Origin of the sequence: Kitasatospora sp. NPDC088783 (assembly GCF_044750705.1) — a bacterium.
Taxonomy (GTDB): domain Bacteria; phylum Actinomycetota; class Actinomycetes; order Streptomycetales; family Streptomycetaceae; genus Kitasatospora; species Kitasatospora fiedleri.
In genome coordinates this window covers 41,690-54,498 of sequence record NZ_JBIVKJ010000010.1, presented here as the reverse complement: position 1 = coordinate 54,498, position 12,809 = coordinate 41,690, and the positions used below count along the sequence as shown (strand labels likewise).

Genomic DNA, 12,809 nt, shown 5'->3' with positions numbered 1-12,809 from the left:
CCCCGTCCAGGGTTTCCCTGGGCGGGGGTTGCTGTGTTCCCCGCCCGTCCACCCACCCGTGCACCCGCCCGTGCGCGAACCGGGGTGCGGTGGTGCGGTGAGGGGCTGTTCAGTGCAGGCCGGTCTGTCGGGCCAGGTGGGCGACGGTGCGGACGTCGTCGGTGGTCGGTCGGCCGTGGCCGGGCAGGAGCACGGTGGTGGCGGTCAGTTCGGCGATGCGGTCGAGGGCGGCCAGGGCCGCGGCACCGTCGTGGGTGAAGCCGCGGCAGACCAGGCCGGGGCCGGTGCGTCCGGTCAGGCCGTCGTGGGTGACCAAGGCGTCACCGGTGAACAGCAGGCCGCGGTCGGGGAACAGGTAGGCGGTGCTGCCCGGGGTGTGACCGGGCAGGGCGACGGTCCGCGGTGCGCCGGGCACGTCCTCCATCCGCTGGTCGTCGGCGAAGGTCCGGACGTCCGGCACCGCGCGGGCGGTGAAGGCGCCCTTGCGGGCGAGGTGCAGCACGGTGGCGGTCGCGGCGGGACGGCGCAGCAGGTAGGGCAGCACGGAGCGCTCGGGTGCGGCGTGGCGCAGGGCGCTGCGCGGGCCGTCGTGCAGGATGGCCGCGTCCCGCTGGTGGATCCGGACGTCGGCCCCGGCCCGCCGCAGCGGGTGGGCCAGGCCGGTGTGGTCGGGGTGGGCGTGGGTGAGCAGCACGGCGCGGATGTCGGCCGGGGTCCGGCCCAGTCGGGCCAGGTGCTCGCGCAGCTGCCCGAGGTGGGCGGGCAGCCCCGCGTCGACCAGGACCAGCCCGTCCGGGTGGTGGACGAGGTAGAAGTTGACGACGTGGTCGCCGAGGCGGTCGACGCCCGGAGCGATGCCGGGCTGGACGTGGGGGACGGGGCGGGGCATGCGTTCCTCCGGCGGTGCGGGGCGGATCGAACTTTCGATACAGCAAACTGTAATGGATTGAGGGAGGAGGGGTCCCGTGGCGCCCGACGCTCCGCGCAGGCCCTACGACGCCAGCCGCCGGCAGGAGGCCGCCCGGCGCAACCGCGCCGCGGTACTGGCCGCGTGCCGGGAGCTGCTCTTCGCGGAGGGCTACCGGGCCGCGACCGTCCGCGCCGTCGCCGAGCGGGCCGGGGTCTCCCCGGAGACGGTCTACAAGTCGTTCGGCGGCAAGTCCGGCCTGGTCAAGGCGCTCTGGGACACCACGCTCGCCGGGGACGACGAGCCGGTGGCGATGGCCGAGCGGCCCCAGCTCAGGGCGGTGTGGGAAGCCCGCGACCCGGCCGTGAAGCTCCGGCGCTACGCCGGGTTCGTCCGGGGCGTCCACGAGCGGCTGGCCCCGCTGTTCGGGCTGCTCGTCCAGGCGGGGCCCGAGGTCGCGGAGGTGCTGGCGCTCAGCGAGCGGGAGCGGCTGACGGGCGTCACCGCCTTCGTCGGCCACCTCGCCGACGCCGGCGTCCTGCCGCCCGGCGGCGACCCCGCGCGCCTCGCCGACGCCTGCTGGGCCCTGACCGGGCCGCAGCTGTTCACCCAGCTCACCGCGGGCCGCGGATGGTCCGCCGACGCCTACCAGGAGTGGCTGGCCGGTCTGCTCGCCGCCGCCCTCCTGGGCGCGCCCTGACCCGCCCCGGCCCGCCCCTCCCGGCGGGCCGGGGCGGGGCGGGGCGGGTGCGGCGGGGAGGGGGTGCGGAGCTTAAGTGTCTTTTATGTGAAGGGGATTGTGAGATGAGGCTCATCGTCCGCCTATAGGACGAAAGCGAAGTCACACATACATTGAGGGGACTTGTCCGAAAGGCTCCCCGCATGCGCAGCTCCCGCTCCACCGCAGCAGAGGTCCAGGTTTCCCAGGTTTCCGGTCGGTTGGCCGCGCTGGGGCGAGTGTGTTTCCGGCACCGGCGTTGGGTGCTGGCGTTCTGGGCGCTGGTGCTCGCGGTGGGGGTGGTGTTCGGCGGGCGGGTGTTCGAGGGGTCGGTGGCGGCCACCGGCAGCGGCGGGTCGGAGTCGGCCGCCGGGACGGCGGTCGTGCAGGCGGCGGACCCGGTGCAGGGCACGGTGACGGCGGTGGTGGACGGGCCGGCGGTGGGCGACCCGGGGGTGCGGGCCGCGGTCGAGGGGGCGGGCGCGGAGGTGGCGAAGCTGCCGGGCGTGGTCTCGGTGGCGGACGCGTACGGGACGGGCGGGCAGCTGACCGCGAGCGACGGCCGGGCGTCGCTGGTGAGCGTGCGGATGGCGGACGGGTCGACGGCGAAGCAGCTGGCGGCGGTGACCGACCGGCTGGAGCGGATCGACGCGGACGGCGCGCACACCGTGGTCGGCGGCGACCTGGTGCTCCAGCAGGAGGTGAAGGACCAGACCGCGAAGGACACCAGGTTCGGCGAGATCGTGACGCTGCCGCTCACCCTGGTGGTGATGGTGCTGGTGTTCGGCGGGCTGGCCGCGGCGGGGCTGCCGGGCATCGGGGCGATCGCCTCGGTGGGCGGGGCGCTGCTGGCGATGTTCGGGTTCAGCAAGCTGATGGACATCGACACCTCGGTGCTGCCGATCGCGACGGTGCTGGGCCTGGGCCTGTCGATCGACTACGCGCTGCTGATGGTGAACCGGTTCCGGGAGGAGCGCGGCCACGGCGCGGACATCGCGCAGGCGGTGGAGCGCACGGCGGCCACGGCCGGCCGGACGGTGGCGTTCTCGGGGCTGACGGTGGCGGTCGCGCTGAGCGGGCTGTTCGTGTTCACCAGCCCGGTGTTCCGGGCGGTCGCGGTGGCGGGCGTGAGCGTGGTGGTGATCGCGGTGGCGGCGGCGCTGACCCTGGTGCCGGCGCTGCTGGGCTTCATGGGGCGGCGGATCAAGGCGCCGACCGCGCCCGTCCCGGACGAGGGGTTCTTCTCCCGGACGGTGCGCCGGGTGCAGCGCCGGGCGGTGCCGGTGATGCTGGCCTGCGTGGCGCTGCTGCTGGCGGCGGGGGCGCCGTTCCTGGGCTCGCACTTCCGCAACTCGGGGGCGGACGTGCTGCCGAAGAGCTTCGCGTCCCGGCAGGTCGCCGAGACGGTCGAGGCGCGCTTCCCCGGGCAGGTCCCGGCGCCGGTGCAGGTGGTCGTCGAGGGGACGGCGCAGCAGGCCCAGCGGTACGCGGACGACGTGGTGGCGAAGCTGCCGGGCGTGGCGGGCGTCCGGTCGGTGGTGCCGGTCTCGGACGGCGTGCAGACCGTGGACGTGCTGGTCAAGGGCGACCCGCAGGGCGCCGGGGCCAAGCGGGTGGTCGGCGAGCTGCGCTCCGAGCGCGGCGGGCTGGAGACGTACGTGACGGGCGACGCGGCGTCGCTGGTGGACTTCCAGCACGAGATCGGCTCGCGCGGGCCGTGGGCGCTGGGCCTGGTCGCGGCCGGGACGCTGGTGCTGCTGTTCCTGATGACCGGGTCGGTGGTGCTGCCGGTGAAGGCGCTGCTGATGAACGTGCTCTCGCTGGGGGCGTCGCTGGGCGCGCTGACCCTGGTGTTCCAGCACGGGTACTTCAGCTCGCTGCTCGGGTTCACGCCGACCGGCGGCCTGGAGACGGTGATCCCGGTGCTGGTGTTCGCCTTCGCGTTCGGGCTGTCGATGGACTACGAGGTGTTCCTGCTCTCGCGGATCAAGGAGCTGCACGACCAGGGGTACGACTGCGCGAGGTCGGTGCAGCTCGGCCTGCAGCGCAGCGGTCGGATCATCACCTCGGCCGGGTTGCTGATGGTGATCGTGTTCGCCGGGTTCGCCGCCGGGCAGATGCTCATGGTCAAGCAGATGGGCATCGCGCTGGCGGTGGCCGTCGCGGTGGACGCCACCCTGGTGCGGACCCTGCTGGTGCCCGCCACCATGACGCTGTTCGGCCGGCTCAACTGGTGGGCGCCCGCCCCGCTGCGCCGCCTGCACCGGATCGTCGGCCTGCACGAGCACGTCGAGCTGCCGCCGCTGCGCCCGGTGGTGCTGCCCGCGCCGCGGTTGGTGAAGCGCCGCCGCCTGGTGGGTGCGCCGTAGCCGGACCCGCCGGGCCGCGGCCGTAGGCTGGCCGCATGCGACTGACGAAGTTCGGCCACGCCTGCGTCCGGATCGAGCACGCGCGGGGGGCGGCGCTGATCGACCCCGGCATGTTCAGCGGGACGGAGGTGGTGGCGGACGTGAACGCCCTGCTGATCACCCACGAGCACGCCGACCACTTCACCGAGCAGCAGGTCCGGGCCGCCGTCGAGGCCAACCCGGGCCTGCGGGTGTACACCAACTCGGCGGTGGCCCGGCAGCTGGAGGGCATCGGCGCCCGGGTGACGGTGGTCGGCGACGGCGACGCGTTCGACCTGGACGGCCTGCCGGTGACGGTGCACGGCGAGTGGCACGCCGAGATCCACCCCGACATCCCGCGCATCCCCAACATCGGCTTCCTGCTCGGCGGCCGGGCCTTCCACCCGGGCGACGCGCTGACCCTCCCGCCGGACACCGTCGACACCCTGCTGCTGCCGCTCGGCGCGCCCTGGCTGCGGGCCGGCGAACTGGTCGACTACCTGCGCGAGACCCAGCCCCGGCAGGCGGTGGCGATCCACGAGGCGACGCTCAGCGAGGCCGGACAGGCCGTCCACGGGCGGCTGCTCGGCCCGCAGGGCCCCGGCACCGGCGGCGTGGAGTACCGGACGCTGGCGGCCGGGGAGTCCCTCGACCTCGACTGAACCGCCTTGCAGGGAAGGGGATCTGACGGTACGTCAGGCTCCGGAACCGGTGTGGCACCGGGCAACGGGCACCGCCGGGCTCCCGCGCGCATCCGCGGGTGCGCCGGTGGGCCCGGCCCGCCGCGGCGGACCGGCGCCGGGGGCCGGTAGCCTGGCGGCATGCTGAGGATCGGACTGACCGGCGGGATCGGCGCGGGCAAGAGCGAGGTCTCCCGCCAACTGGCCGCGCGCGGCGCGGTGATCGTCGACTCGGACGTGATCGCCCGCGAGGTGGTCGCCCCCGGGACGCCCGGACTGGCCGCCGTCGCCGCCGAGTTCGGGCCCGGCGTGCTGCTCCCGGACGGCGCGCTGGACCGCCCCGCGCTCGGCCGGATCGTCTTCGCCGACCCGGCCCGGCTGGCGAAGCTGAACGCGATCGTCCACCCGCTGGTGCGGGCCCGCTCCGCCGAACTGGAGTCCGCGGCCGGGCCGGACGCGATCGTCGTGCACGACGTCCCGCTGCTCGCCGAGAACGGCCTGGCCCCGCTGTACGACCTGGTCGTGGTCATCGACGTCCCGGACGGGGAGCGGCTGCGCCGGCTGGTCGAGCTGCGCGGCATGGCCGAGGACGAGGCCCGCTCCCGGATGGCCGCCCAGGCGGGCCGCGAGGAGCGCCTCGCGGTCGCCGACCTGGTCCTCGACAACAGCGGCGGCCTGGAGCAGTTGACCGCCCGGGTCGAGGAGCTGTGGCGGCGGCTGGAGGAGCGCCGGGCCTGACGGCCGGTCAGGGCAGCAGGTCGAAGACCGTCTCGACGGGCTTCCCGCCGGTGCCGGCCTGGGCCCGCAGGTAGGCGTTCATGTCCGCGTAGCCGCCCAGGTCGGCGGGGATGACCACCTCGACGGAGAAGGCGCCGCGGGCGTCGGACTCGGTGTCGCGCAGGTCGCGCAGCCGCTGGTCCAGCTCGGACTCGTTCTTGACGACGAAGGAGACCCGCACCACCGCGCCGGGCGGGAACCCCTGCCCGGTGAGCACCGTCCTGGTCCCGCCGCGCCCGGCGTCCGGCGAGGCCAGCAGCACCTGGGTGCCGCTCGCCCCCGGGCTGCCGAGCGCCTCGCTGGGCAGCGTGTCGACGGGCGGGCTGACCGCGGGCGGGCTGGCCGCGGGCGGGACGGCGGCGGGCAGGGTGGCGACCGGGGCCGGGACGGCCGGGCCGGGAACGGTCACCGTCACCGTCGGCTGCGGCCGGAGGCCGGGGACGGACTGCGACTGGGACAGGTAGCCGCCCGCGAACCCGGCGCCCAGGGTGGCGACGCCGACCAGGGCGGTGATGACGGCGCTCCAGCCCTGGAGGTCGATCCGGCGGGGCGGGGCCGGCCCGGCGGGGGTCGGTGGTGGGGCGGTGGGGTGCGGCGGCATCCCCTCGGGCGGCGTCGGCGCGGTCAAAGGATTCCCCTCGTGCTGATCGGCGGAGTCCCGGGTCGTCCCAGGTCAGCGGGCTGTCTCCCAGGTGATTCGTCCCCGTACGGACCGGGCGCGCAAACGTCGCCCACGCGCCGCCCGGTGCGGGCCCCGGGGGAGGCGCGAGGGCGGCGGACGGAGCGCGCGGGGCCGCCCGGACTCCGGCCCGGCGGACGGCGGGAGCCGGTGGCGGGGAGCCTCGGGCGGGCCTCGCGGGGCCGGGCCGATCGGCGTCCGGTCGCCCGGCGGGGGCCGATCGGCGCCCTGCCGCACGGCCTGCCAGCGGAATTGGCAACGGGAAACCGTTCCGTAACGCTCCGGAAGCGATCAGTCGCATGCCAAGATTCCCTCGGAGCGCCGGGGAGCGCTCCCGGACCGAACCGAACATCCCGCACACCGCGTGTGCCCGGGACGCATCCAGGGGGTGATTTGGCATGCTCTCGTCTCATCGCTTCGGGGCCGAACTGCGCCGGCTGCGCGAGGCGCACGGCCTCTCGCTCGACGGGCTCGCCCGGCAACTCAGCTACAGCAAGGGCTACTTGAGCAAGGTCGAGAGCGGCCAGCGCAAGGCGTCCCAGGAACTCGCCCGCCGCTGCGACGCCCTGCTCGGTGCCGAGGGCCGTCTCCAGCAGCTCGCCGCCCGCCCCGAACCCACCGCCCGGGCCGCCGCCCACCGCACCGGGCCGGGCGTCGGGTTCCGCTCCCGCGAGGCCGCCGAGGCCGAGGCCGGCCACAGCCACGGGTACGGCTACGGGTACGGCTACGGCTACGGCTACGCCGGGTACGCGGGCGCCGGGTACGCCGAGCCGCGCACCGGACGCGGCGGGCCCGAGGGCCTCCCGCTGCCCGCGCTCCCCGCTCCGGAGGCGCTGGCCGCCCTGCCCCCGCAGCGCCCCAGCGCGCTCGACCCCGGCGTCCCCGCCCTGCTGCGCGAACAGCTCACCCAGTACCGGGCGCTCGGCCAGCACCTCGACCCGGTGCTGCTCGTCCCCGCCCTCCAGATGCAGAGCGAGACCGCCGTCCGGATCGCGCTGCGCTGCGACGGCCGGGCCCGCGCCGAACTGCTGCTGATCGCCGCCCACTTCATCGAGTTCGGCGGCTGGATGGCGCAGGAGGCCGGCGACCGGCACGCCGCCCTCGCGCACACCGAGCGGGCCGTCGAACTCGCCCGGGCCGGCGGCAACCGCCACCTCGCCGGGTACGCGCTGGTCCGCCGCGCCCTGATCACCTTCTACGCCGGGGACGCCGCCACCACCGTCGCGCTCGCCACCGCCGCCCAGGACCGCCGCCTGCCGCCCCGCATCCGCGGCCTCGCCGCGCTCCGCGAGGCCCAGGGCCACGCCCTCGGCGGCGACCGCAACCGCTGCCTGCGCGGCCTGGAGCGGGCCGAGGTGCTGCTCGACACCGCCGACGCCGACCGCGACGAGGGCCCGGTGATCGGCAGCGCCAACATCGCCGACCCCGCCGCGATGACCACCGGCTGGTGCCTGTTCGACCTCGGCCACGCCCGGCGCGCCGCCGAGGTCCTCGACCGCGAGTGCGCCCGCATCCCGCTGCGCGCCGCCCGCGCCCGGGTCCGCTACGGGCTGCGCCGCGCCCTGGCCCACGCCGGGGCCGGCGAGGCCGAGCACGCCTGCGCCATCGCGGCCGAACAGCTCGACACCCTCGCCGACGTGCCCTCCGCGACGGTCGTCGCCGACCTGCGCCGGCTCGACCGCGAACTGCGGCGGTTCCGGGCCAACCGGGCGGTCCGCGAGTTCCAGCCCCTCCTGCTCCGGGCGATCACCGGCAGCTGCTGACGGCCCGTCGGCCCCACCGCCCGTTTCCCCTCGCCCGCGCGGGACCGCCGCCGGGACACCCCCGCACAGAGAGGTCGACGCACCATGCCCGCGATCTTCGTGAACTACCGCACCGGCGACCAGGAGGCGGTCGCCGCGCTGCTCGACCACGGACTGTCCTACCGGTTCGGCAGCGACCAGGTGTTCCGGGCCAGCAAGTCCATCGCCCCCGGCAGCCGCTACCCGCAGGAGCTGATCGCCGCGGTCCGCAACTGCGCGGTCCTGCTCGCCGTGGTCGGCCCCCGCTGGTTCGACGTCCAGGGCCGCGACGGCCGCCCCGCGGTCGAGGACCCGGAGGACTGGCCGCGCCGCGAGATAGCCGAAGCCTTCGCCGTCGGCGCCCTGGTCATCCCCGTCCTGGTCGGCGACACCCCCAGACTGCGCGCCGAACGCCTCCCCGAACCGCTCGCGGCCCTCGCCGACTGCCAGCACCGCCGCCTCGACCTGCGCAGCTCGCACGCCGACCTGACCCGGATCGCCGACGAACTCGCCGCCCTCGTCCCGGAACTGGCCGCGGCCGACGCGGCGGTGAAGGGCCGCTGACCCGCCGGCGCCCGAGCTGCGCGCCCGCCCCGCCGCCGCGCTCAGTCGCCGGTCGCGACCGGCAGGCCGGTCTCGGGGCGGCCCCAGTCGGACCAGGAGCCGTCGTAGACGGCGGGGGAGGGGTGGCCGGTGAGGTGGGCGGCGAAGGCCAGGACGCAGGCGGTGACGCCGGAGCCGCAGGAGGCGATCAGGCGGGGGCGGTCGCCGGAGGCGGCGGCGAGGCGGGCGCGCAGCGCGGGCGCCGGGAGGTAGCGGCCGTCGGGGGTGAGCAGTTCGGTGAAGGGGAGGCTGGTGGAGCCGGGCAGGTGGCCGCGGCGCAGGTGGGGGCGGGGCTCGGGGGCGGCGCCGGTGAACCGGTCGCGGGCCCGGGCGTCCAGGACGGCGGTGCCGGGGTCGGCGAGGGCGGCGGCCACGGCGTCCCGGTCGGCGAACAGGCCGGGGCGCGGCCGGACGGTGACGTCCCCGGCCGGGAGGCCGTCGGCGGGGGAGGCGGGCGGTCCGGCGTCGACGGGGTGTCCGGCGGCCCGCCAGGCGGGCAGGCCGCCGTCCAGGACGGCGGCCCGGTCGAGGCCGGCGGCGCGCAGCATCCACCAGGCGCGCGGGGCGGAGTACACGCCCGCGCCGTCGTACACCACCACGGTGGAGCGGTCGTCGACGCCCAGGGCGCGCAGTGCGCGCTGGAGGTCGGCGGGGGAGGGCAGGGTGTGCGGCAGCGGGGAGGCGTGGTCGGAGAGCGCGCCGTCGAGGTCGAAGGCCCGGGCGCCGGGGATCCGGACGGGCGGGTGCCGGTGCGCGCCGACGCCCGCGTCCAGGACCACCAGACCGGGCCGGCCGAGCCGGGCGGCCAGCCAGCCGGCGTCGACCAGCGGCGGTACGGCGGGCTGCGGCGCGTCGGGCTGCGGTACGGCGGCCGGGGGCCCGGCGGGCGGCGGTGCGGTCACGGCGGGCGCTCCTTCGGACGGGTGCGGATGGCCCATGATCGCACCGCCACCCGCCGGGTCGGCTCCGGCCGCGGTCAGGGCTTGCGGGCCACGCCCGCCCAGATGGCGACCTGCTGGTCGGTGTCCCGCGGGGCCTGGTCGGGGCGCCACAGCGGGGCGGTGACCAGGCCGGGCTCCAGCAGGTCGAGGCCGTCGAAGAAGCGCAGCACCTGCTCGCGGGTGCGCATGCTGAGCTGCGCGGTGGCGGACTTGTAGACGGCGGGGCCCTTGGCGGCGTCCTCGGGGGCGGCGAAGTCGCCGGTGGCGTGCGAGAGGGCCAGGTAGCTGCCGGAGGGCAGGGCGTCGACCAGGGTGCGGACGATCGCGTACGGGTCGTCGGCGTCGTCGATGAAGTGCAGGATGGCGAACAGTTGGAGGGCGACCGGCCGGTCGAGGTCGATCAGGTCGCGGACGGCCGGGTCGGCGAGGATCGCCTCGGGCTTGCGCAGGTCGGCCTGGAGGACGTTGACGCTGCCCTGCTGGGCGCCGGCCAGCAGGGCCCGGCCGTGCACCAGCACGATCGGGTCGTTGTCGAGGTAGACCACCCGGGCGGACGGGGCGACGGCCTGGGCGATCTCGTGCGTGTTCCCGGCGGAGGGGATGCCGGTGCCGATGTCGAGGAACTGGCGCACGCCCTGCTCGGCGAGGGTGCGCACGGCGCGCTGCAGGAAGGCCCGGTTGGCCTGGGCGCTGATCCGCACCAGCGGGCTGATCGAGAGCACCTGTTCGGCGGCGGCCCGGTCGGCGGGGAAGTTGTCCTTGCCGCCGAGGTAGTAGTCGTACATCCGGGCCGGGTGCGGCACCTCGGGGCGCAGCTCGGCGGAGGGCGGCGGCTCCTGCTCGCCGGACATCCAGTCCAGGGCGATTTCCTGATGTTCGGTCATGTCCGGCCCCCCGTCGGTGGAACGCGCTTTCGGGGGCAGCATAGACGGCCCGGCGGCGGGCCGGGCGGCGGGTCCGGAAACCGGCGGATCAGCCCGCCGGGGCGGGGTCGGCCCCGGGTTCGGGGCCGGTGTCCGGGTCACGGGTGAGCAGGTAGCGGGCGCCGGGCCCGGCGGCGGCGGCCCGGTCGGCGGCGTTGTAGAGGCCGCAGCGGCTCAGGGAGAGGCAGCCGCAGCCGATGCATCCGGTCAACTTGGCGCGCATGTGCTGGAGTTCGGCGATCTGCCGGTCGATCCGGTGCTGCCAGGCGGTGGCGACGGTGTTCCACTCCCGGGTGGTGGGGGCGCGGTCCTCGGGCAGCCGGGCGAGGGCGGCGCGGGCCTCCTCCAGGCTGAGCCCGACCTGCTGGGCGGCCCGGACGAAGGCGATCCGGCGCAGCGCGGTGCGGGGGTAGCGGCGCTGGTTCCCGGCGGTGCGGGCGGAGTGGATCAGCCCGAGGCTCTCGTAGTAGCGCAGCGCGGAGGCGGCCAGGCCGCTGCGTTCGGCGAGCTGGCCGATGGTGAGGACGTCGTGCCGGGTGGGTGCCATGCCTCCGCAGCGTACCGGGAAGCGCCCGCTTGACTTCAAGCGCACTTGAAGTCGGAGGCTTTCTCCCATGACGAGCGACTCCACGACGGACGAAGCGACGGCGAACGCCCCCACGGCGGGCGGCCCCACGACGGGTGGCCCCACGGCAGGCAGCCCCACGGCGGGCGCGGCGACGCGCACCCGCGGCGGCGGCTTCGCCGAACTGCCGCACCTGATCTCCCTGATGACCGGCGACGAGAAGCACTCCCCGGCCGCGACCTCCACCCTGGACGCGCTGTGGGTGCTCTACGACCGGGTGCTGAACGCGCACCCGGGCAACGCGGACGCGCCGGACCGCGACCGGTTCCTGCTGTCCAAGGGCCACGGCCCGATGGCGTACTACGCGGTGCTGGCCGCGAAGGGCTTCTTCCCGGTCGAGCTGCTGTCCAGCTTCGGGGCCTACGACTCGCCGCTGGGCCACCACCCGGACCGGCTGCTGGTGCCCGGCGCGGAGATCGGCTCCGGCTCGCTGGGGCACGGCCTGCCGCTGGCGGTCGGGACGGCGCTGGGCCTGCGGGCGCAGGGCCTGGACGGTCCGGCGGTGTGGGTGCTGATCGGCGACGCCGAGTTCGACGAGGGCTCCAACCACGAGGCGGTGGCCTTCGCCGGGGCGTACGGGCTGGAGCGGCTGCACACCCTGGTGATCGACAACTCCTCGGCCACGCACGGCTGGAGCGGCGGCATCGCGGCCCGGTTCGCCGGGGAGGGCTGGTCGACGGCCACCGTGGACGGCCGCGACCACGCGCAGCTGTACCGGGCGTTCACCGCCCCGCACCCCGGCCGCCCGCACGTCGTGGTGGCCCGCACCGAGCCCAAGCACAGCTGACCGCAGGGGAGAAGAGACCATGCAGAGCACCCACGAGGCGACCGGACCGGCCACCCACGAGGCCACCATGCGCGAGCAGTTCGCCACGACCGTCACCGAACTCCTGGAGCGGGACCCGCGCACCGCGCTGGTGCTCGCCGACATCGGGGTCGCGCAGTTCCCCGGGGCGGCCCGCGCCCACCCCGACCGGGTGGTCAACGTCGGCATCCGCGAGCAGCTGCTGATCGGCGTGGCGGGCGGCCTGGCGCTGACCGGGATGCGGCCGATCGCCCACACCTTCGCCAGCTTCCTGGTCGAACGGCCCTTCGAGCAGGTGAAGTTGGACCTGGTGCACCAGGGCGTCGGCGCGGTCCTGGTGAGCGCGGCCGGCTCCTACGACTGGCCGGCCGGCGGCCGCACCCACATGTCCCCGGGCGACGTCGCCCTGCTCGACACCCTCCCCGACTGGCACGTCCACGTCCCCGGCCACCCCGCCGAGGCCGACCTGCTGCTGCGGCACGCCGTCGCGGCGGGCGACACCCTCCAGTACGTCCGGCTCTCCGCGCACCAGAACGCCGAGGCCCGGCCGGTCGCCCCCGGACGCTTCCTGACCGTCCGCCAGGGCTCCCGGCACGCGGGCACGGTGCTGGCGGTCGGCCCGATGCTGGACGCCGTGCTGGAGGCCACCGAGACGCTCGACGTGACGGTGCTGTACGCGGCCACCGTCCGCCCGTTCGACGCCGCGGGCCTGCGTGCCGCGCTCGGCGAGCGGGCCGACGCGGTACTGGTGGAGCCCTACCTGGCGGGCACCTCCGAGCGCGCCGCGCACCTGGCGCTCGGCGACCTGCCGCACCGGGTGCTGGCCCTGGGCGTGCCGGTGGCCGAGCACCGGCACTACGGCTCGATCCCCGAGCACCTGGCCGCGTACGGCCTGGACGCCGCCGGGCTGCGCACCCGGATCAGCGAGTACCTCTGGTAGCCGCCGCGCGGCGCGCGCCCGGGCCGGACGGACGCCCGCCGCG

The 12,809-nt window shown here is 76.2% G+C and carries 13 protein-coding genes; 8 read left to right on the top strand and 5 right to left on the bottom strand.

All coding sequences use genetic code 11. The annotated features are described in order from the left end of the window. Positions 1 to 109: 109 nt before the first annotated feature. Positions 110 to 889: an MBL fold metallo-hydrolase gene (locus ACIP60_RS25835; RefSeq protein WP_400688256.1), complete on the bottom strand. Its 780-nt coding sequence runs from the start codon at positions 887 to 889 to the stop codon at positions 110 to 112. 76 nt (positions 890 to 965) lie between these two features. Here ACIP60_RS25835 and ACIP60_RS25830 point away from each other — a divergent pair, with 76 nt between their 5' ends. The 4 genes from ACIP60_RS25830 (at position 966) to coaE (ending at position 5,430) form a co-directional block, all read left to right on the top strand. Next, complete coding sequence (locus ACIP60_RS25830; protein ID WP_400688254.1) at positions 966 to 1,607, top strand: TetR/AcrR family transcriptional regulator; 642 nt, start codon at positions 966 to 968, stop codon at positions 1,605 to 1,607. A gap of 281 nt (positions 1,608 to 1,888) precedes the next feature. Continuing rightward, positions 1,889 to 3,994 (top strand): MMPL family transporter, encoded by a 2,106-nt coding sequence (locus tag ACIP60_RS25825; RefSeq protein WP_400688252.1) that lies wholly within the window; start codon positions 1,889 to 1,891, stop codon positions 3,992 to 3,994. 35 nt (positions 3,995 to 4,029) lie between these two features. Next, entirely contained in the window at positions 4,030 to 4,674 is a 645-nt protein-coding gene (locus ACIP60_RS25820; protein WP_400688250.1) for an MBL fold metallo-hydrolase, read from the top strand. A gap of 159 nt (positions 4,675 to 4,833) precedes the next feature. Further along, positions 4,834 to 5,430: a dephospho-CoA kinase gene (coaE, locus tag ACIP60_RS25815; RefSeq protein ID WP_400688248.1), complete on the top strand. Its 597-nt coding sequence runs from the start codon at positions 4,834 to 4,836 to the stop codon at positions 5,428 to 5,430. A gap of 7 nt (positions 5,431 to 5,437) precedes the next feature. Here coaE and ACIP60_RS25810 read toward each other — a convergent pair whose 3' ends face one another. Further along, positions 5,438 to 6,097: a hypothetical protein gene (locus ACIP60_RS25810; RefSeq protein ID WP_400688246.1), complete on the bottom strand. Its 660-nt coding sequence runs from the start codon at positions 6,095 to 6,097 to the stop codon at positions 5,438 to 5,440. Between the two features lie 449 nt (positions 6,098 to 6,546). Between ACIP60_RS25810 and ACIP60_RS25805 the strand changes: the two genes are divergently transcribed. Together ACIP60_RS25805 and ACIP60_RS25800 are read left to right on the top strand one after the other, a co-directional pair. Continuing rightward, positions 6,547 to 7,911 (top strand): multiprotein-bridging factor 1 family protein, encoded by a 1,365-nt coding sequence (locus ACIP60_RS25805; RefSeq protein WP_400688244.1) that lies wholly within the window; start codon positions 6,547 to 6,549, stop codon positions 7,909 to 7,911. Positions 7,912 to 7,995: 84 nt separating this feature from the next. Continuing rightward, positions 7,996 to 8,493 (top strand): toll/interleukin-1 receptor domain-containing protein, encoded by a 498-nt coding sequence (locus ACIP60_RS25800; RefSeq protein ID WP_111553216.1) that lies wholly within the window; start codon positions 7,996 to 7,998, stop codon positions 8,491 to 8,493. Between the two features lie 41 nt (positions 8,494 to 8,534). Here the strand turns inward: ACIP60_RS25800 and ACIP60_RS25795 are convergent, their stop codons facing one another. The 3 genes from ACIP60_RS25795 to soxR all read right to left on the bottom strand — a co-directional run bounded on the left by ACIP60_RS25795 (position 8,535) and on the right by soxR (position 10,943). Next, positions 8,535 to 9,434, bottom strand: coding sequence for a sulfurtransferase (locus tag ACIP60_RS25795; RefSeq protein ID WP_400688241.1), 900 nt, complete (start codon positions 9,432 to 9,434; stop codon positions 8,535 to 8,537). A gap of 74 nt (positions 9,435 to 9,508) precedes the next feature. Continuing rightward, positions 9,509 to 10,357, bottom strand: coding sequence for an SAM-dependent methyltransferase (locus tag ACIP60_RS25790; RefSeq protein WP_400688239.1), 849 nt, complete (start codon positions 10,355 to 10,357; stop codon positions 9,509 to 9,511). An 88-nt stretch (positions 10,358 to 10,445) separates the two neighbouring features. Continuing rightward, complete coding sequence (gene soxR / locus ACIP60_RS25785; protein WP_400688237.1) at positions 10,446 to 10,943, bottom strand: redox-sensitive transcriptional activator SoxR; 498 nt, start codon at positions 10,941 to 10,943, stop codon at positions 10,446 to 10,448. Positions 10,944 to 11,166: 223 nt separating this feature from the next. Here soxR and ACIP60_RS25780 point away from each other — a divergent pair, with 223 nt between their 5' ends. Both ACIP60_RS25780 and ACIP60_RS25775 read left to right on the top strand, forming a co-directional pair. After that, on the top strand, positions 11,167 to 11,808 hold the full coding sequence (locus ACIP60_RS25780; RefSeq protein WP_400688616.1) for a transketolase: 642 nt from the start codon (positions 11,167 to 11,169) through the stop codon (positions 11,806 to 11,808). A 19-nt stretch (positions 11,809 to 11,827) separates the two neighbouring features. Next, positions 11,828 to 12,766: a transketolase family protein gene (locus tag ACIP60_RS25775; RefSeq protein ID WP_400688235.1), complete on the top strand. Its 939-nt coding sequence runs from the start codon at positions 11,828 to 11,830 to the stop codon at positions 12,764 to 12,766. Positions 12,767 to 12,809 lie beyond the last annotated feature (43 nt).

What these genes read in the sequence shown, in the direction of transcription:
- ACIP60_RS25780 (WP_400688616.1), top strand. Translation starts at nt 11,167, where the DNA reads ATGACCGGCGACGAGAAGCACTCCCCGGCCGCGACCTCCACCCTGGAC.
- ACIP60_RS25835 (WP_400688256.1), bottom strand. Translation starts at nt 889, where the DNA reads ATGCCCCGCCCCGTCCCCCACGTCCAGCCCGGCATCGCTCCGGGCGTC.
- ACIP60_RS25800 (WP_111553216.1), top strand. Translation starts at nt 7,996, where the DNA reads ATGCCCGCGATCTTCGTGAACTACCGCACCGGCGACCAGGAGGCGGTC.
- ACIP60_RS25790 (WP_400688239.1), bottom strand. Translation starts at nt 10,357, where the DNA reads ATGACCGAACATCAGGAAATCGCCCTGGACTGGATGTCCGGCGAGCAG.
- coaE (WP_400688248.1), top strand. Translation starts at nt 4,834, where the DNA reads ATGCTGAGGATCGGACTGACCGGCGGGATCGGCGCGGGCAAGAGCGAG.
- ACIP60_RS25820 (WP_400688250.1), top strand. Translation starts at nt 4,030, where the DNA reads ATGCGACTGACGAAGTTCGGCCACGCCTGCGTCCGGATCGAGCACGCG.
- ACIP60_RS25775 (WP_400688235.1), top strand. Translation starts at nt 11,828, where the DNA reads ATGCAGAGCACCCACGAGGCGACCGGACCGGCCACCCACGAGGCCACC.
- soxR (WP_400688237.1), bottom strand. Translation starts at nt 10,943, where the DNA reads ATGGCACCCACCCGGCACGACGTCCTCACCATCGGCCAGCTCGCCGAA.
- ACIP60_RS25805 (WP_400688244.1), top strand. Translation starts at nt 6,547, where the DNA reads ATGCTCTCGTCTCATCGCTTCGGGGCCGAACTGCGCCGGCTGCGCGAG.